The following is an 18,010-nucleotide window of genomic DNA, read 5'->3' as shown; positions in this document are numbered from 1 at the left end:
AAATTGACCCCTCAATCGTGTTCAACGGTTCAGTCCGAAGCCAAGCTCGGTTAAAGAATGGTTATGGAGAACGGCATCGACCACCGGTCGCAACTGCAGGACGAAGACAATCGCCAGACGACCGCGCCGATGATCTCGGTGCGCGACGTGACGGTTTCGTTCGGGCGTCAGACGGTGCTCGACAAGCTGTCGCTTGAGATTTACCAGGGCGAGGTTCTGGGCTTCATCGGTCCTTCGGGGGCGGGAAAATCAGTGCTGATGCGGACCATTCTCGGTCTCAACAAGAAACAGTCGGGTGAAATCGAGATTCTCGGTCGCAACATCGATCAGCTGAATGAGATGGAAAAAATGTCCATCGACATGCGTATGGGCGTCTTGTTTCAGCACGGGGCGCTATTTTCGGCGCTGAATGTTCTTGAAAATATTCAGGTTCCGATGCGCGAGTATCTTGATCTGTCACCGAAGCTGATGGACGAGCTGGCGCGACTGAAAATCGACCTTGTCGGTTTGAAGCCTGACACGGCAGAAAAGTTTCCGTCCGAACTTTCCGGCGGCATGATCAAGCGTGCTGCGCTTGCACGTGCTCTGGCTCTGGATCCGGATATTCTGTTCCTTGACGAACCGACATCGGGTCTTGATCCCATTGGCGCTGCAGAGTTTGACGACCTGATTGCCAATCTGCGGGATACGATGGGTCTGACCGTCTATATGGTCACTCATGATCTCGATAGTCTTTTTGCAATTTGCGACCGGATTGCTGTTCTTGGAAACAAGAAGGTACTCGTCAGCGGCACCATTGAAGACATGCTAACGGTAGACGATCCGTGGGTTAAATCCTATTTTCGGGGCAAGCGTGCGCGCCAGATTGATCCATCGGCGCCAACGAGACGGCGGCCCGGCAGCCGCTTGCAGACTGGATAAGATATGGAAACTAAAGCCAATTACGTACTGGTGGGTGTCTTTACGCTGATCGTCAGCCTGTTGGCTTTCGCGTTTGTGTTCTGGATCGCCCGTTTTGGGGAAGCACGCGATTCTCTGGAGCTTGATGTTCGCATCCCGGGTTCCGTGACTGGCCTTTCGATCGGGAGTCAGGTTCTATTCAACGGTATCAAAGTTGGCGATGTTCGGGCGCTGCGTCTTGATCCGTCCAATCCAGAAATGGTGATCGTCAAAACTCGCGTCAACGCGACAACACCTATTACCCGCTCAACTGCAGCAACCCTCGGTTTTCAGGGACTGACCGGGCAGGCTTATATTGAACTGAAGGGCGGTCGTCTTGATGAGCCCAATCTTCTGACCGAGGCTGCAAACGTAGATTCGGTTGCGCGTATTGATGCCGATCCGTCCTCAATCAACAATCTTCTTGCTACCGCACAGGATATTGCTGCACGAGCCAATGCCGTGCTTGGTCAGTTGGAGGGTTTCGTAAAGGATGCTCGTGGACCGCTGACGGATACAATCAACAACACGAAGACTTTCACCGACGCACTGGCACAGAACGCCAACATTATTCAGGAACTTGGTGAGAACACCGGAAACATCAACCAGATCGTCACTGACGCCAAGGATATGATGGCTCGCTTGAACGCTGCTTCTGTGCGTGTTGACGCCATTCTGGCGAAGACCGACAAGCTCCTGTCGAGCGACGACAAGGATGGGGTTGTTGCACAGGCTAAGGCAACGCTGGAATCCATCCGCCAGACATCCGACAATCTCGACAAGCGGATGGGGCCGATTGCGGACAATCTCCAGCGTTTTTCGGGACAGGGATTGCGTGATGTGCAATCCGTCGTTGTGGATAGCCGCCGCTCCATTCAGCGCATAGAACAGGCAATTACCGATCTCGAGCGTAACCCTCAGCGCCTTATCTTTGGCGGTAAAGGGAATGTACCTCAGTATGACGGGAGGACGCGTCATTGATTTCCAAAGCTAGCCTTGTTGACATGAAATCACGTCGCACTCTTTGTCGTACAACTTCAATATCTGTTCTGCTCAGCATACTTCTTGCTGGCTGCGGGACGACGACGCCGCTCGACACGTTCAATCTGTCTGCACCGCAGCCCGGTGTTTCTTCGCCAAGCCGCAAGAACACACAGTTGCTGGTTCCGACGCCAACAGCCCTTAAGGCGCTCGATAGCGAGAATATCGTTGTCAGCTCAGCGCCCGGTTCCATCGAATATCTGAAGGGTGCTCAATGGGGTGACAGGCTGACGAATATTGTGCAATCACGTCTGGTGCAGGCCTATGAGAATACAGGTGTGTTCGGCGGGATTGGCCGTCCAGGAGACGGGCTGGCAATCAACTATCAGATTCTGACCGATCTGCGCATGTTCGGCATTCAGGCCTATGCATCGCCTAAGCTCGCAGTGGTCGAACTGGCTGTCAAACTGATGAATGACAAGAATGGCGAGGTTCGGGCCACCCGCGTGTTCCGTACGGCCATTCCGGTAAGCGGTGCGACGAATGCGGCCTATGTGAAGGCACTCGACGCGGCTTTTGAACGGACTGCTAGCGAGATTGTTAGCTGGACAGTGACAGCGCTCTAACCGTTTTTTTAAAGCACATATTGTCTGAAAACCGTTTCACACTTTTCGAGATGCACTCCAACCGAGGCAAGGTGGAACAATAAAAAAGGTCGGCGTGTTGCGCCGACCTTTTTTATTGAACGGAACCAGCCGGTTTCATCCGAGCCAGACAAACAAAAACGCGGCCCGAAGGCCGCGTTTCCTTTTAGTTCTGGTCTTAGCGAAGGCGACCGCTTGCGTGGGCAAGCATGGTGTAGACCTTGCCAGTGTCCGAGGTGAGGTAAGTCCGCGTCACCATGTTGTCACGGTCGTTGCGGGCTACATCCTCAAGCAGACGCTGGAAGTCGTCCATGTAGCGGTCGACGGCGCGGCGGAATTCACCATCCGTCTGATACTTGCGCTTGATATCATCAAAAGTCTGCTGACCCTTCAGCGTGTAGAGACGGCGAGTAAAGACGTTTCGTTCACCGCGACGATAACGGTCCCAAAGCTCCACCGAAGCTTCGTGGTCGATAGCGCGGGCAATGTCCACCGAAAGCGAGTTCAGCGATTCAACGACATGGCTTGGTGAACGAGGCGTTGCGACCGGCTGTGCTTTCGGCTGCGCGGCTTCTTCTTCCTCGCGGGAAGCACGGGCTAGGAGATCAGACACCCATCCACGCGGCTTTTCTGCCTGTGCGGCTGCCGGTGCAGGCTGAGCCTTCGGCGCTTCGTAGGCGCGCTGGCGAATTGCAACATCTGCCTGTACCACCGGTGCCTGAACAGGGGCTGGACGAGCTGCTGCCGGTGCCGGACGCGAAACCGGGCGATCAGCACGGCTTTCGCCGACATCTACCAGACGACCAGACTTATTGACGATTTCGGCCAGTTCCTTGAGCGCATTGATCTGCTCGCTCACGGCTTTGCGCATAGCGGTCGTTGTTTCCTTGGCCTCGGCAGGCATGTCGAGAACGCCACGCTTCAGTTCGCCACGGGTCGTGTTGAGCTCGTTTCGAATCTCGCTTGCAGTGCGGCGAATATCGTCGGTTGCTGCAGAGAACTTCTGTGCTGCCTGTTCAACGATTTCCGAAACGCTTTCCCGCATCTTCTCGGCAGACGAACGGGTCTGGCCTTCGGCGCGCTGGAATGCGGAGGTCACCAGCCCTTCGAAGGACTGCATCAGCTTTTCCACGCCTTCCGACTTTTCGACGAGACCGGATGCCAGTTTGTCGAGCGCCTGATGGCGATCTTCAAGCGTGCTGACAAGGCCGTTCTGGGCCGTGTTGATCATGTCGGAAGCCGAAGAGAGAACCTTTCCGTGCTCTTCGAAACGATCGGCGATGTCTGCGATCTGCGACAGCGTGCTGTCGGAGATCGCGCGCAGCGTGCCGATATTGCCGTCAATCAGGCCAGTGGAGGCCTGGAACATCTGTGCTGCACGGTTGGTGTTCTCAACGAAGCTCGACGTCGTGTCGACAAGGCGACCATCGATATCGGTGAGATTGCGCGTTGCAGTGTCGATCAACTTGCCCAGTTCGCCGTTGGAGGCTGCAAGACGATCGATCAGTTCGCTGACATTGTCGGAAAGACCGGTCTTGGCCTGCTGAACAGCGGCAATTGTTTCCGCTGTGCGGCTTGCAAGCGCATTGACCAGAGCGGCGTTTTCCGAACGAAGCCTGTCTGTTGCGGCATGGGTTGCTTCTTCAAGCTGCTGCGCCAGTCCACGACCGCTATCAGCAAGCCGCTGTACAAGCGGTTCTGCCGTATCGTTGAGGATCTTGGTGATTTCCTGCGAACGGGCAGCGAGAACGGCATTGAGCTCACGAGTACGTTCTTCCAGCGTCACCGCAGTCGTGTCGGTTACCTGTGCAATACGAGCCTCGACGGAGCCGAGTTCCATCGTGATGCGCGAGCCGATATCACCGAGACGGGTTGCAATCGCGTCAGCACGCTCAGCGAGGCGCGTTTCGGTACCAGCGAGATTGTCGGCAACGCTGGCCGAGAAGGACTCGCTATGGCCTGCAAGCGTTTCACTCGTCTTGGAAGCCGTATCGGCAATCCGCGCTTCAATCGAGCTAAGTTCGCCGGTGAGGCGGCTTTCGATTGCTTCAAGACCGCTGGCAATAGCGCTGGCGCGTTCATTGAGGCGCGTTTCGGTGCCAGCAAGGTTGTCGGCGACGCTTGCAGCGAAGGCTTCGCTGTGACCAGCAAGCGTTTCGCTGGTTCTGCTTGCCGTGTTGGCGATGCGGGCTTCGATTGAGCCAAGCTCGCCGGTGAGACGGCTTTCGATCTCACCAAGACGACCGGCAATCGCGTCGGCGCGGTCGCCGAGACGTGCTTCCGTCCCAGACAGATTATCGATCAGGCGAGCGCTGAATGCTTCGCCGAAGCCGTCCAGAGCTTCACCAGCCTTGGCTGCTTCAGCCGAAAGCGTGCTCGCGGCTTCGCCGATCTTCTCGCGCAGCGTGCCAGCAACGATGCCAGCGCTCTGTTCGAGTGCACGGCGGACATTGTCGACGCCGATGGTGAGTGCCTTTTCCATCGTCTGTGTGCGTTCTTCGATAATGCCGGTCTGGCCTTCGAATGCGCGGCTGATGGTCGAACTGCTGTCGGCAATTGCGTTGTGAAGGTTGGTCGTGCGCTGTTCCAGGATATCACTGTGATCCTGCAGCGTCTGGCTCAGCGATGTCGTGCTCTCACTCAGGGTCGAGCGGATTTCGGCAGCACGCGTTTCAATTGTGCGCTCGTGACCGTCCAGAATGCCGGAGAGGGCATTGTTGTGATCGTTCAGGACGTTATGAAGGCCGCTCGTGCGCTCTTCGACCTGACGAACATGTTCGCCCAAGGCGGCAACAAATGCATCGCGACCGGCACCAATGGAATCAGTCATGCTGCTTGCACGTTCATCGAGAATGCGTGCGAGCGTGTTCTGATTATCAGTGATGAGCGCCTGTAGCGAATTTACGCGCTCATCGAAAGTGCGAGCGAGAACCTCACGGTTTTCGTTGAAGTTATCGCGCATTGCGGCGGCACGCTCATCCATCAGTTGAGCAAGCATGGCTTGATTGCCCGCAATGACACCATGAAGCGTGGTGGCGCGCTCTTCCAGCGAACGAGCGTGGTCTGCAAAGCTTGCATCAAGCAGTGCGGAATGGCTTGCCATTGTCTCGCGCAATGCGTTGGTCCGCTCTTCCAGAATTGCCGCATGACTATCGGCAACGGTGTTGAGGGCAGATGCGCTGACGTTAACGGCATTCTCGATATCGCTCGTGCGTGCAGCAAGCGTATCGGCATGACCGCGGATGACGGAGGAAACGCGTTCCGTTTCGCCTTCCAGCGAAGCAGCCAGAACATCACGGCTTTCGGCAAGCTTGCCTGCAAAGGCATCGGCCTTTTCGCCAAGAATATTGCCGACGCTTTCGCCGATAGATGTCAGATCTTCGCCGATCTTTGTCTTGGTTTCGTCGATCATCGTGCTCAGAGACGTGCGACCGCTGGAGAAGGTCTCTGCGATTTCACGAGTACGAGCGATGAGGTTTTCGTTGATCTGGCGCGAACGGGTTTCGAGAGCTGCATTGAGCTTCTCAGTGCTGCTGTCGAGAGCATGCGCACGGGCTTCGAATTCGGACAGAAGCGACCGGCCACGCTCGGAAAGGGTGCTTTCGAGGTTTGCAAGACGGGTGTCGAATTCGCTGACCATGGATTGCGTTGCACCGCCGAGCAGATTGGCAATACCGGTCGTGCGTTCGTCCAGAGCTTCCGTCAGGCGGTCCGATACAGTGCGCGACTGTTCATCAAGCGTTGCAATGCGCGTATCGAGCAGGTTTGCAAAAGCTTCGCCCGAAGTCGTGATGCGGGAGCCGATGTCACCGGTGCGGGTTTCAATGGCCTCGGCAATAGCGCCGCCGCTTTCGTTGATGCTGCCGATCAGGCGTTCACCGGATTCGCCGAGCAGGGTGCTCAGCTGCTGCGAGGCAGACAGAACATTGTCGCGAATGATGTTGGACGCGCTGGAAAGTTCTTCCTTAAGCTGCTCATGCGCGCCGGAGATCGATGAACGTACCCGTTCGGCATGGCTGACAACAGCTTCACGCTCATTGCCCAGATCGCTGACGAGCGAACGAATGCGAACTTCATTGTCGCTATAAGCACGCTCAAGCTGATTGACTTCAGACTGAACGAGCGTTTCCAGCTCGACGGCACGAGCCAAGGTGCGTTCGATGCCTTCGTTCATGGCGGCGACTTCGCGGCGCACTGCCTGTCCGAGGGTAGAAACGCGATCACCGGATACGGCTTCCGGCTGGAGCAGGCGCATCGCAGCTTCCGACATGCTGCGTGCTGCCGTATGCATTTCCTGCGCGCGTTTTACGAGTTGCGCGAAGCCCCAGAACATGGCGACCGGCAATGCTACACCCGCAACGACGCCGAGGCCGGCGGGCGAGGTGAAAAAGTCCTTGGTGGCTTGCAGGGTCGAAAAGACATCAGGATTGATGGCTTTGCTCAGGGCGACGCCGCCAGCGGCCCAGAGCACGCTGATTGCAGTTGTCGTCCAGAAAAGCTTAGAGGAGTTTTCCGTCGCACGGCGCGGAGCGGCGATAATCGCTTTTTCACTGCGGGAATCGTCATTGGCCGGCGTGAAGGTAGGGGATGCAACGGTGGCGGCGGTTGCAACAGGTGCAGCGGAAACAGGCTTGCTGACAACAGGTTCGGGCGCGGGCGTTGCGACCTTCGAGGTGTTGGCAGGCTTGTGCTGAACGTTGGCCGTACCTTGCGAAACTGGTCCGGCAGCTTTCACAACCGGCGGGACCGGCGGCGCTGCAGGCGTTGCAATCACCGAGGCAGTGGTGATGGTGGCCACTTTTGCAGCAGTTTCCACAGGGGAAACGGCAACGGGCTCTACCGTCTTGGTCTTCTGCTCAGCAACAAGTTCTTCAGCCGCGCGCGAAATCTGTTCTTCCAGATCATCGACGGAGAAGCCTTCATCGAACGCACTCAAGTCCATGTCGATATCAAGATCGTCACCGAAATCGATATCAAGTGCCTGTTCCAGTGCCTTTTCAACCTCAAGGTCGAGCTTCTGTGCCTTGGATTTGGAAGCCATTGTTTGCCTACCTCGTACTCATTACTGCGACGGCCGGACCATAAAAAGGCCGTTACAAAACTTTCTCCGCCATTTTGCATCGTATCGGCTCGGGCTTGTTAAGGAAATAGGCCTCTTCTGCCGATACCTAAAACTTTAAATACAAGGTTAACAGAAACCGGCTCAATTCATGAAAATTCGACATTTCCGGGCTTCCCGCATTTACCAGCAAGTTGTGGAAATCGATCCGGACCGTTTCCTTCATCCAGGAAAGCTCTACGAGTTTATTAACAAAAATACCCGTACAGAGTGTCTGGATGACTGAATTTCATTTCATGATTGCATCCACTGGAGCGCTGGATTCTGTCCGTCATTCCTAACCGTCCCTCAATTCACATCATATGATGCAGTTTCTGCAGACGGCAAGGAAGAGTTTTCGGGTTTTGGGCGCAACTGTCGGGTTTATCAGGCAGGGAAACTCGTCGTCGATGCACGGCATATTGGCGCAGTTGTGGGCGCGGGCGCGGTCAAGGTTGAAACTAATTGCAGAACGCCGTATCTGCCATTCCGAGTTTATTTGCGTCTCCCTGCCAAGGCAGTGACGGGCGCTCAGGATGAAGATCGCGCGAAACTTGCGTGTTTCAAGGAATAAAAATGACGAAGATCGTATTCGTATCAGCTGATGGCGCGACACGGACCGAAGTCGAAGCCGACAACGGGTCAAGCGTGATGGAAGCTGCCATTCGCAATGGCATTCCGGGCATTGATGCGGAATGTGGCGGTGCCTGCGCCTGTGCAACCTGCCATGTCTATGTTGATGAAGACTGGACGGACACTGTCGGCGGACCTGACGCGATGGAAGAGGACATGCTGGACTTCGCTTATGAAGTTCGTCCTACTTCACGCCTCTCGTGTCAGATCCGGGTTTCTGACGATATTGACGGCCTTGTCGTGCAGGTGCCCGAACGCCAGAATTAAGTTTTGAAAGAGATGGTGATGTGATGGGCGCCGAACCGCAGAATGATATTGTCATTATCGGCTGCGGGCCTGTTGCACTCTTTTCCGTTTTTCAGCTTGGGCTGTTCGGTTTCAGGTGCCATCTCATTGATGCCAGTGATCGGCCCGGTGGTCAATGTACGGCACTCTATGCCGACAAGCCGATTTACGACGTGCCCGGGTTTCCTGAAATCATGGGTGAGGAGCTGGTCGAAAGGCTTCTCAAGCAGATCGCGCCATATAATCCTGTTTTTCATTTCAACAAGATCGCGGTCAGCATCGCGGTCGATGATGACGGCGTGGCTGTTGACACTAGCAATGGCGACAAGCTTGAAGCACGGACAGCGGTGATTGCATCCGGTCTTGGTGCTTTCGGTCTCGATGGACAGGTTATCCGTCCCGACCCTCTGGCCGAAGTTTCCTTAATCAAGACGGGCAACATGCTGGCTGTTAGTCCCGAGACCTTCAGAACTTCAAGTTCGAAGGTCTACGCTATCGGCGATGCTTGCCACTATCCGGGCAAGCTGAAACTTATCCTGTCAGGCTTCCATGAAGCAGCATTGATGACGCAGGCTATACGCCGCGAATTGAGATAGTTCGACACTACTGTTATTTGGAAGCCTGCTGGGCGCGCTCCATGCGATAAGTCAGCAAGCGTGCAAAGCGGTTTTCGAAATTGATCGTCTCAACCCGGTCAAACCGTTGTTGCTCCTTATCGTGCGCTTCCATAAGGCGTGCAGTCACTTTGTCGATGTCAGCGCGAAGCACAGAGCAATCCGTGCGGGTGCGCAGTCCGCGTATTTCCCGTTCCATCTGGCTTGCAAAGCTGCGGGCAATGACGATGTGGCTCTCTTCGTGGCGGCGAATATCCTGCAACAGGGTATCCCAGATCAGCGCCAGTTCCGGCGTGGCCTTGCGGCGCTGTTTCCAGCGGGGCAGGGAGACCTTTGCGTGAACGTTTACATAAACGTCCTGCACTTTGCAGGCTTTCCCGGGCGCGCGACCATAACGTACCTTCGCATCGAAACGGATTTCAGCGGCACCGGGATGATGCTGACCAGTCTTCTTGAGGAAGGGTCCATTGCGGGAAAGAGCCTTGTCGAGGTCCGCTGCCGTTTTGCCGCTCACGGTATAGTAGCTGAATTCGCGAAAGATCGCGGCGGCTTCCGCCTGGGGAGCTACGATGGCAAGAACTGCACTGAGAGCCAGAACCTTCTTCCTCAAATTCATGTCCTGGCACCTCTTTCTAAAACCAGTAAGAAATTCGCTTTTTATTGCCGCGAGCATGGCATGCAATCGTCAAGAGAACTATAACGCCCTTCACAAAATGACTTCAGGCGAGGTTGGTTGCAACCTCGCCGCAATGAAATGCCCCCAAGTAAACAGCCCAAGGAAATGACACAGGAACATTTCGCTATGACGAAAGAATGGCACGTTGCTCATGGAAGAAGCCTTCGTCTGGGGGAAAAGTCCGTGATCATGGGCATATTGAATGTCACGCCAGACTCATTTTCCGATGGCGGCCACCACAATGAGCTGGAAAGGGCCGTCGAAGTGGCCGGTCAGATGCTTGCCGATGGAGCGACGATCATTGATGTTGGCGGAGAATCGACCCGGCCCGGAGCTGCTGCGATCGATTCCGAAACGGAGATCACGCGCGTTGTCCCGGTCATCGAAGCATTGGTGAAAAAATACGATTGCATCATCTCCATCGACACTTACCGCGCAGCAACAGCGCAGGCGGCAGTTAGTGCCGGGGCACATATCGTCAATGATGTCTGGGGACTACAACGAGAACCAGAAATCGCTCATGTCGCCAAAAGGAGCGGCGCAGGGCTGGTCATCATGCATACCAGCAGGGATCGACCCGTTCATGCTGATGTCATCGAGGACCAGTTCTCGTTCCTGGATGCTTCACTGGATATAGCGAAAAAGGCAGGCATTGAAGAAACCCGCATCGTACTCGATCCCGGTTTTGGTTTCGGCAAAAACAAGGATGAGGATATTGCGCTGCTGGCGAGAGCAGGCGAATTGCAGAAATTCGGATTTCCGTTGCTCGTCGGCACGTCGCGCAAACGCTTTATCGGCGGCATGACGGGCAGGGACAATCCGCTCGACCGCGACATAGGAACTGCGGCAACGTCTGTCGCACTGCGTTTGGCAGGTGCCGACATCTTCCGTGTTCACAATGTCGCTTTTAATAGAGATGCACTTGCCGTTGCAGATGATATCCTGCAATCCAGACGCAGTGAAAATAGAAAGTGAAGCCGTGTACACGATCCGAATGATGAACTGCGCGTTTTTCGCGCATCACGGCGTTTTCGATGAAGAGCACAAGCTCGGTCAGCGTTTTTACGTCGATGCTATCCTTGATGTCGATCCGGGCAATGCGCTGGAGAATGACGATATTGACGGTACTGTGCATTACGGTATCGCCTTTGCTGTCATTGAAGACATCATCACCGGTCGTCAGCGCTATCTGATCGAGACGCTGGCTCTCGACGTGGCCAAGGCAATGACTGCCCGGTTTCCGCAGGTAAAGCGCGCAGAAATTACCGTCCGCAAGCCGAATGCACCTGTTCCGGGCGTATTGGACCATGTTGAAGTGACGGTGGTTTATCCGCAGTGACTACAGGCAGACATTATCGTGCCTGGCTGGGGCTTGGCGGAAACATCGATGATCCTGTCGCTTCGATGGGCAAGGCGTTGCGTATATTGGACGAACGAGCCGACACAGATGTCGTTGCGGTTTCGGCAGTCTATCGCACGCCGCCATGGGGGAAGACGGATCAGGCGTGGTTTCACAATGCCTGTGCAGAGATAGAAACATCGTTGCAGCCATTGGAGTTGATTGCGACCTGCCTTGATGTGGAGCGTTCTTTGAAGCGTGTCAGGCTTGAAAGATGGGGGCCGCGCATCATCGATATCGACATACTGGCAATGCAGGATGATGCGGGAGAGACTGTCGTCATGACGGATGCTGCTCTCGAGCTTCCGCATCCGCGTATGCACGAGCGCGCTTTCGTCCTCGTGCCCCTGAGCGATATTGCACCGTCTCTCGAGATTGCAGGCAAGGCCGTTGCGGACTGGAATGCCGGGATAGAGCAATCCGGAATAGAAAAAGCCCGCACGGATGCGGGCTGGTGGCGTGAATAGCGTTCCGGTCAGTTCTTGGCGATACTGCCGACAGCGATATTATCGACGCGCTTCAGGCTCATGCCGATGACCGGAACCAGTTCCTTGTCGACCCGCACCGAAACCGTCACGTTCATCGTGTTCGGATCGGAGACACGTGCCAGCATCGCACCATTGAGCTGCTTGCGGTTCAGGCCGAAAACAACCTTGTTTCCACTGACGGAACCCGACGTGACATCAAGGCCTTTGCCCGCTGCGCCATCATTGAATTTGCCGGAATAAGCGGACCCGACACGCGTGACGGTGGCCTTCATCGGCTGCGAAAAGACACCGACGCGGCAGGTGCCGTCGAGTGTCATGCCAATATCTTCATCCGGAGTCGATCCGGCGAGATTGCAGACGAATTTCGTGCCTTTGTATTTCCCGGCGACGATTTCGCCCGGGCCTGACCATTGGCCTTCGATCGTTTGAAAGAACTGTTTGTCCTTGTCAGCGGCCAGAACCGGCGCAGCGGAAAATGACACGGGCAGCAGCGTCAGGCAGGCGGCGATGCAATTCTTCATATTCAGCTCTGTCCCGGATTCACGACCTTGATCGGACGTCATTCCTAATCGTTGTTTTCCAGCATGTCACGACCAAAAGCTGGTCGCGCCTCGCAAACCGTCGGATTTGCCGACGTTGCCATAAGCCGATTGACAGAGAAGGACACGGTTCAGGGGAGTGTGCCGATACATCTGGTCGCTCGATTCTGGCGCAGATTTCTATCTATCTATAATCGTCGCGAATGGTTAATGCTTCGGAAATAAACCGCTATTTTCCGGGATGCTTTTTATCCGGTCGTTCGCCGTTGATCTTCACGAGATCGCCGATAAAGTCGCCGATGCCGGGGCGTTTTTCCGCATTGAATGGAAACGGACGCACCACATCCATGGCGGCAATCCCGATGCGCGCCGTCATGAGTCCGTTGACGACGCCTTCACCGAGCTTGGCCGATAACCGGGACGCAAGACCATGGCCGACGAGCTGCTGGATCACGCTGTCCCCCATGGCCAGCGTTCCTGTCACGGCCAGATGGGCAATGACCCGGCGGGCAAGTTTCAGAAAGCCCAGCGTGCCAGGACGACCACCGTAAAGTTGTGACAGTCGGCGGATCAGCCGAGCTGATTCAAAAATGACGTAACCGATATCGACCAGCGCACGCGGGCTGATTGCCGTGACAATCGAAACCCGCTTTGAAGCATTCAGAATAAGTGTGCGTGCTTCACGGTCGAGGGGGCGAAGGATTTCTGTTTCGGCAAGCTGGATCAGGTTTCGGCCGTCAATGATATCGTCTGTCAGACCGTCCAGAAGCTGTCGTCCGCGTGCCGTCTCCGGCAAGCCCGCCGCAATTGAGCGCAAGGCGTCCACTGCCTTTCTGGCCGCGGCCATATCGTCGCGTTCTGCTGCATCTGCGGCGTCCTTGCGAAGGTGCTGCACGGACGCGAGGCGGCGTAATGCGACCAGTTCACGAACGACGATGGCGATAAAGGCGGCAAGCGCAATTATCGCAACACCAAGAGCCGTCCAGCCCAACCAATCCGCGCGGGAAAATAGCGCTCGGATAAGGTCTTCGGTCCAGATGCCGATGGCGAATGAAACAAGGATACCGAGTGCACCGAAAAGTATTCTGCTGAGCGACCAGCCCTTGCGTTCGGGCGCTTCAAACGACGGATCGAGGATTTCCAGCTCTGCTGCCTCTTCTTCGCTCAATGCAAAAACATCTGGTTGGGCAACAACAACATCAAGGTCTCGCACTGCACGAGGGCGACGTGGTGCTTCATCCGCTGCTTCGGGGCGGTTAGAGGACTGGCTTACCGTAAAGGAAGCTGGTTTGCGTGGTGTCTTCTCTGTCATGCGAGACGATCCCCAATCAGAAACTGCAAGGCACGATCCAGCCTTATATGGGGCAGGGACAACGTGATGCCTTCGGCAGTACGTTCAAGCCGGGGCGGCCGGAAACGGACGAAACGAATGGCTGGGTCATCCTGCGCAAAGGACTTTTCAAAAATCGCATTGGGATTCTTCGGTAAGTCACCGGGAAATATAGCTGTTTCGGTTTCGCCATCGAATACTTCACCGTCGATCCTTTCGCCTTCCAGCGGCGTGCCGACGATGACGGGAAGGGTTTCCTTACCTTGTGTAACGGTTGCCTCGCGAGTGGCGCGCACGGCAGCCATTGCGAGGACATCAATATCTGCGCCGGAAAAATCGGCGCGCTCTATAGCCCGTTCCACGAGACGGCGCACGATGGCTTGCAGACGGTCATGACTTTCATGATGCAGATGGTCGGCCTTCGTTGCAGCCACGAGAATCCGGCCGATCCGTCGCTGGATCAGCCCGGTTAGCAGGTTAGAGCGTCCCGGTCGGAAGCAGGACAGGATATCGGTGAGTGCACGTTCGAGGTCGGCAACGACCGCGCCACCAGCATTCATTGCCTGCATGGCGTCGATAAGCACGATTTGCCGGTCGAGCCGCGCAATATGTTCGCGAAAGAAGGGCTTGATGACATAGGTTTTATAGGCTTCGTAGCGCCGCTCCATCATTGCGCCCAGAGAACCGGCCTTCAGATCGTCCGGTTTCAGGTCGGGAAGCGGGGCAAATGTCAGTGCCGGTGAACCCTCGAGATCGCCCGGCATCAGGAAACGCCCTGGCGGCAAGGTCGATAATGCACGCTCATCCGCTTTGCCTGCACGCAAATAAGCCGTAAAACTCTTGGCCAGACGCTGGGCAGTCAGTTCGTCTGCCTTTTCGGAAGGGGTGACGAGTGAAGCTTCGGTGATCCAATCCTGAGCCAGATCCTTGTGCGTCGGTTCATGGGCCAGAGCAAAGGAATCCGCGCTGAACTCCGCATAGGATTTGCCCAGCAAAGGCAGATCCAGCAGCCATTCTCCGGGATAATCCACAATATCGACCGAAAGCTTGCCCGGTGACAGCCAGCGCCCCCAGGCAGAAGCGGATTCATATTCGATTGTCAGGCGCAATTGCGAGATGGCGCGCGTGGAGTCCGGCCAGATACGCTCATCGATCAAAGCCGACAGATGCTCTTCATATTGAAAGCGGGGGACTGCATCATCGGGCTGCGGTTCGAGCAGCGCGCGTGAAATGCGGCCCGATTTATAGGCCTCGAACATTGGAAGCCTGCCGCCATGCAGCATGTTGTGAACGAGAGCTGTGATGAAGACCGTCTTTCCGGCACGCGACAAACCAGTCACACCGAGCCGCAATGATGGAGACAAAAGCCCGGTCGCACGGTCTGCCAGCGTATCCAGTGCGATCTTCGCTTCGTCGCCAATACTTGTCAGCTTAGCCAATTAATCCTCGCCGAATTCAATGATCTGTCAGCGGTATAGATAGGGTTGCGTCAGCGGTCTTGGCAAGGAATGTTGGTGCACTTACGGAAAATCTACTGGGGTAGTATGAAGCTTTCGAGATAGCCTGCTCCACGTTCGAGTTCGCCCAGTGAAGCAGGAAATGTAATATTTGCCAGTGCGGCAGTGGGAAAACCTGCACGGAGCTTCAAGAGGCCATCCTTGTTGCCATCGCCACATACGGCCAGCGCCAGATCCTCTATGCTGGGATTGTGTCCCACGAGCAACAGCGTCGGCACATCGCCATGTTCACGTATGGCTTGCATGTAGTCAGCCGCGCCGCCGCTATAGATCGTATCGTCGATGATGGTTTCGACCTCGATACCCAGACGTTCAATAATGCCGAACGCGGTTTCTCGCGTTCTACACGAACCGGAAAGAACCACCCGATCAGGATAAAGATCGATTGACTTCATCGTCCTAGCAAGCCGGTCGAGCGAAGCTTTGCCTTCCTGATCAAGAGGGCGGTCAAAATCCTTCATCCCAGGTTTCGCCCACACGGCTTTAGCATGTCTAAGGAGAAGCAAACGACTCATCTGTAACGTTCCAAGCTGTGTTTTGTGAGCATTTTCGACCATATTTCGAGCGCAATTGAGCGCTCCGGTGGTCCATTCTCCCGATTTTTTGATGTCTGTCAGCATTATTTACAGGTGCCACATGCCTAATTATTGGGCTGATTATGCTTCCATAGGTTGATGGTGACAGTGACTGGAAAATATACCCACTTTATTGGCAATTGATTGAAGTTATTCTGAAAGTCCAAAGAGCAATTTTTTGCGTGCAGTTTTGAATTGCATAATTTTGATGCAAAATCATACAAAATTGATGCACTAAAAAGTAGTGGGATACGGTTGTTTGATGTTGTGTCCTTGTTGCTATGGAACTATATAACCGCTCGCGTCTCCTAGATGTGGGGTAATTCAGAATGAGTGAATTGATTGACCTTGACTATAGGCCCACTGAAGACGAGCCGTTCATGAATGAGCGGCAGAAGTCTTACTTCCGCGCGAAACTGGTCGCTTGGAAGAATGATATTCTGCGAGAAGCGCGTGAAACGCTTGAGGCGCTACAGCAGGAAAATGCAAACCACCCGGACCTGGCGGACAGGGCATCCTCCGAAACGGATCGGGCAATTGAGCTACGTGCTCGCGACAGACAGCGCAAATTGATCTCCAAAATCGACGCAGCATTGAGCCGCATTGATGAAGGAACATACGGCTTCTGCGAGGAAACGGGAGAACCTATCAGCTTGAAGCGGCTTGATGCGCGTCCGATCGCTACGCTATCTATCGAAGCGCAGGAGCGCCATGAGCGTCGTGAGAAAGTCTATCGCGACGACTAAGCTTCGAGACGGTTTGAAAATTTATAGGCTGCGGTTTCCGCAGCCTATTTTCTTTGTATCGAGACAAATTTTGGCCGGAAGTTCAGCTTCTGCGAGTTTCATCCTTGGTCAATTCACCGAGAAGCTTTTCCATTTCATCTTCGATATCATCCTTCGCCTTGTCTTCGACAACGTCGTCCGTTGCGGAAATATCAAGTGAGCTTAGAAGCTCATTCTCGAAGAATTCAGTATCGAATGAGATCGCGTCCTTGGCGTCATCGCTGGCGGCGCTCTCCGAATTGACGTCTGCAGCGATTGCTTCGTGCAACGCACCGCCGAGATCGGCCAGGTTATCGCTCGGCGTTTCTACTGCTACGGCCTCTGTTTCTACAGGCTTTGACTCGGCAACCACGATTTCCGGCTCGACGCGCTCCGGTTCCGAAGGGGCGCTGAATGCCGGGGCTGCAGTCGCAGAGACTGTAGGTCCGGTTACATCGACCGAAGGAGATTTATCCGCAACCGTTGTTTCACGCTCGGGAACGATGCTGCCAAGATTTGCTGAAGCAACCGATGCGGCGGCGGCAACACCGGCTGCAGTGGCGGTCGCACCGGACGAGGTTGAACTCAGAACGCCGCGCGAAACCTGGCTCAATGGATAGGCCGGATGTGCACGTGTTGACTGCGGCTGTGCTTGCGCGGGGCGGGGCGGCAATACGGTGCGTGGCTGTGGCGGATAGTTCGGCGCCGGGCGCGGTTGAGGCCGTGGCTGAGGTGGTTGAGCGGATTTCTGCTCGACAGGGGGGCGTGGCGGGATTGGTGCCGTCGGCGCCTGCGGCGGCACACGAACAGGTGCAGCAGCCTGCTGGACCGGCTCTTCTCGTGCTGGCTCAGGCTTGCGGTAGACCGGTGCTTCGATTGCGGAGGTGATCTGGATCGCTTCGTCCTTCTCTTCGGCCTGCGGTGTTTGCAGTGAGAGAGCAGGGCGCTCCGCCTTGTCATTGGTCAGGGTTGCTTCGTGCTGCTTGAAGCGTTCGATATGTTCAGGCTCGATGCGGGAAGCTTGCACACGCGCATGGGCCCGCGATTCCATGACAATATTCTGTTCCACCACAACATCGGTTGGCCCGCCGATGAGCAGGAGATGTTCCACGTCGTCGCGGCGAATAAGCACGAGCTTGCGTCGGCTGTCGACCGCTGCTGCGTCCATCACCGAAAGGCGCGGCTGTCGCGTACGCCCGTTGGAAACGAAAGTACCGCCGCTGAAACGGCGAATGATACTGAGAACAACGAAAATTCCGCCAAGAATGATCGCAAATATTAGGATGAAGCCAACAATATTAGCCGCACTCTCTCCAACGATGCCGCTGAGCCATTCCTTCATGCGGATACCCTCTTATACAATAAACGAAAAACCTGCGACGAATGGAGACTGCGCTTCCCCCGGCACTCCGCATCATCACATGATTGGTACAGTAGTTGAATTTCTAAGCCTTGGGAATGTTTCTTGGAAATGCGAGAAATATATGATCCCCAGGCAAAACGGTGCAAAAAAGTCCAATTTGCACCG

16 protein-coding genes are annotated in these 18,010 nt (G+C 55.3%); 9 read left to right on the top strand and 7 right to left on the bottom strand.

The window, feature by feature from the left end:
• Positions 1–57 precede the first annotated feature (57 nt).
• The 3 genes from ABDF71_RS07940 to ABDF71_RS07930 are packed head-to-tail and all read left to right on the top strand — an operon-like array spanning position 58 to position 2,546.
• Positions 58–921, top strand: a complete 864-nt coding sequence (locus tag ABDF71_RS07940; RefSeq protein WP_029376099.1) for an ABC transporter ATP-binding protein — start codon at positions 58–60, stop codon at positions 919–921.
• Between the two features lie 3 nt (positions 922–924).
• Positions 925–1,920: an MlaD family protein gene (locus ABDF71_RS07935; RefSeq protein WP_010660055.1), complete on the top strand. Its 996-nt coding sequence runs from the start codon at positions 925–927 to the stop codon at positions 1,918–1,920.
• Between the two features lie 23 nt (positions 1,921–1,943).
• On the top strand, positions 1,944–2,546 hold the full coding sequence (locus tag ABDF71_RS07930; RefSeq protein ID WP_010660056.1) for an ABC-type transport auxiliary lipoprotein family protein: 603 nt from the start codon (positions 1,944–1,946) through the stop codon (positions 2,544–2,546).
• Positions 2,547–2,742: 196 nt separating this feature from the next.
• Here the strand turns inward: ABDF71_RS07930 and ABDF71_RS07925 are convergent, their stop codons facing one another.
• The gene (locus ABDF71_RS07925; RefSeq protein ID WP_010660057.1) at positions 2,743–7,605 is read right to left on the bottom strand and encodes an apolipoprotein A-IV repeat region-like domain-containing protein; all 4,863 of its coding nucleotides are present in this window, start codon (positions 7,603–7,605) and stop codon (positions 2,743–2,745) included.
• Positions 7,606–8,238: 633 nt separating this feature from the next.
• Between ABDF71_RS07925 and ABDF71_RS07920 the strand changes: the two genes are divergently transcribed.
• Entirely contained in the window at positions 8,239–8,562 is a 324-nt protein-coding gene (locus ABDF71_RS07920; RefSeq protein ID WP_010660058.1) for a 2Fe-2S iron-sulfur cluster-binding protein, read from the top strand.
• 23 nt (positions 8,563–8,585) lie between these two features.
• A complete protein-coding gene (locus tag ABDF71_RS07915) occupies positions 8,586–9,176 on the top strand; it encodes an NAD(P)/FAD-dependent oxidoreductase (protein WP_151663049.1) in 591 nt (196 codons plus the stop codon).
• 13 nt (positions 9,177–9,189) lie between these two features.
• Here ABDF71_RS07915 and ABDF71_RS07910 read toward each other — a convergent pair whose 3' ends face one another.
• Entirely contained in the window at positions 9,190–9,810 is a 621-nt protein-coding gene (locus tag ABDF71_RS07910; protein ID WP_012092016.1) for a DUF922 domain-containing Zn-dependent protease, read from the bottom strand.
• 186 nt (positions 9,811–9,996) lie between these two features.
• On the opposite strand from ABDF71_RS07910, the gene folP reads away from it, so the two are divergent.
• The 3 genes from folP to folK are packed head-to-tail and all read left to right on the top strand — an operon-like array spanning position 9,997 to position 11,736.
• Positions 9,997–10,845: a dihydropteroate synthase gene (gene folP, locus ABDF71_RS07905; RefSeq protein ID WP_029924771.1), complete on the top strand. Its 849-nt coding sequence runs from the start codon at positions 9,997–9,999 to the stop codon at positions 10,843–10,845.
• A 4-nt stretch (positions 10,846–10,849) separates the two neighbouring features.
• Positions 10,850–11,209 carry a dihydroneopterin aldolase gene (folB, locus tag ABDF71_RS07900; RefSeq protein WP_010660062.1) on the top strand — a complete coding sequence of 120 codons (360 nt, stop codon included), beginning with the start codon at positions 10,850–10,852 and terminating at the stop codon, positions 11,207–11,209.
• On the top strand, positions 11,206–11,736 hold the full coding sequence (folK, locus tag ABDF71_RS07895; protein ID WP_151663050.1) for a 2-amino-4-hydroxy-6-hydroxymethyldihydropteridine diphosphokinase: 531 nt from the start codon (positions 11,206–11,208) through the stop codon (positions 11,734–11,736). The genes folB and folK overlap by 4 nt, the downstream gene beginning before the upstream one ends.
• An 8-nt stretch (positions 11,737–11,744) precedes the next feature.
• Here the strand turns inward: folK and ABDF71_RS07890 are convergent, their stop codons facing one another.
• From ABDF71_RS07890 to ABDF71_RS07875, 4 genes are all read right to left on the bottom strand, one after another.
• Complete coding sequence (locus ABDF71_RS07890; protein WP_012092019.1) at positions 11,745–12,278, bottom strand: hypothetical protein; 534 nt, start codon at positions 12,276–12,278, stop codon at positions 11,745–11,747.
• Between the two features lie 247 nt (positions 12,279–12,525).
• Positions 12,526–13,608, bottom strand: coding sequence for a YcjF family protein (locus ABDF71_RS07885; RefSeq protein ID WP_029924775.1), 1,083 nt, complete (start codon positions 13,606–13,608; stop codon positions 12,526–12,528).
• Positions 13,605–15,065, bottom strand: coding sequence for a YcjX family GTP-binding protein (locus ABDF71_RS07880; RefSeq protein WP_029924777.1), 1,461 nt, complete (start codon positions 15,063–15,065; stop codon positions 13,605–13,607). Before ABDF71_RS07880 ends, ABDF71_RS07885 begins: the two co-directional genes overlap by 4 nt.
• A gap of 92 nt (positions 15,066–15,157) precedes the next feature.
• Positions 15,158–15,658 carry a SixA phosphatase family protein gene (locus tag ABDF71_RS07875; protein ID WP_151663051.1) on the bottom strand — a complete coding sequence of 167 codons (501 nt, stop codon included), beginning with the start codon at positions 15,656–15,658 and terminating at the stop codon, positions 15,158–15,160.
• A 389-nt stretch (positions 15,659–16,047) separates the two neighbouring features.
• Between ABDF71_RS07875 and dksA the strand changes: the two genes are divergently transcribed.
• Entirely contained in the window at positions 16,048–16,464 is a 417-nt protein-coding gene (gene dksA, locus ABDF71_RS07870) for an RNA polymerase-binding protein DksA (RefSeq protein WP_010660068.1), read from the top strand.
• 82 nt (positions 16,465–16,546) lie between these two features.
• Here the strand turns inward: dksA and ABDF71_RS07865 are convergent, their stop codons facing one another.
• Complete coding sequence (locus ABDF71_RS07865) at positions 16,547–17,824, bottom strand: flagellar biosynthetic protein FliO (protein WP_029924781.1); 1,278 nt, start codon at positions 17,822–17,824, stop codon at positions 16,547–16,549.
• Positions 17,825–18,010: the final 186 nt, after the last annotated feature.

The sequence above is a fragment of the Ochrobactrum sp. WV_118_8 genome (assembly GCF_039631535.1).
Lineage (GTDB): Bacteria > Pseudomonadota > Alphaproteobacteria > Rhizobiales > Rhizobiaceae > Brucella > Brucella anthropi.
Note: the sequence above shows the minus strand (reverse complement) of the source record. Positions and strands in the feature narration are given on the sequence as shown.

Excerpts from the sequence above, each read along its gene's own strand:
- ABDF71_RS07940 (WP_029376099.1), top strand. The coding sequence starts at position 58 with ATGGTTATGGAGAACGGCATCGACCACCGGTCGCAACTGCAGGACGAA.
- ABDF71_RS07935 (WP_010660055.1), top strand. The coding sequence starts at position 925 with ATGGAAACTAAAGCCAATTACGTACTGGTGGGTGTCTTTACGCTGATC.
- ABDF71_RS07930 (WP_010660056.1), top strand. The coding sequence starts at position 1,944 with ATGAAATCACGTCGCACTCTTTGTCGTACAACTTCAATATCTGTTCTG.
- ABDF71_RS07925 (WP_010660057.1), bottom strand. The coding sequence starts at position 7,605 with ATGGCTTCCAAATCCAAGGCACAGAAGCTCGACCTTGAGGTTGAAAAG.
- ABDF71_RS07920 (WP_010660058.1), top strand. The coding sequence starts at position 8,239 with ATGACGAAGATCGTATTCGTATCAGCTGATGGCGCGACACGGACCGAA.
- ABDF71_RS07915 (WP_151663049.1), top strand. The coding sequence starts at position 8,586 with ATGGGCGCCGAACCGCAGAATGATATTGTCATTATCGGCTGCGGGCCT.
- ABDF71_RS07910 (WP_012092016.1), bottom strand. The coding sequence starts at position 9,810 with ATGAATTTGAGGAAGAAGGTTCTGGCTCTCAGTGCAGTTCTTGCCATC.
- folP (WP_029924771.1), top strand. The coding sequence starts at position 9,997 with ATGACGAAAGAATGGCACGTTGCTCATGGAAGAAGCCTTCGTCTGGGG.
- ABDF71_RS07890 (WP_012092019.1), bottom strand. The coding sequence starts at position 12,278 with ATGAAGAATTGCATCGCCGCCTGCCTGACGCTGCTGCCCGTGTCATTT.
- ABDF71_RS07885 (WP_029924775.1), bottom strand. The coding sequence starts at position 13,608 with ATGACAGAGAAGACACCACGCAAACCAGCTTCCTTTACGGTAAGCCAG.
- ABDF71_RS07875 (WP_151663051.1), bottom strand. The coding sequence starts at position 15,658 with ATGAGTCGTTTGCTTCTCCTTAGACATGCTAAAGCCGTGTGGGCGAAA.
- dksA (WP_010660068.1), top strand. The coding sequence starts at position 16,048 with ATGAGTGAATTGATTGACCTTGACTATAGGCCCACTGAAGACGAGCCG.
- ABDF71_RS07865 (WP_029924781.1), bottom strand. The coding sequence starts at position 17,824 with ATGAAGGAATGGCTCAGCGGCATCGTTGGAGAGAGTGCGGCTAATATT.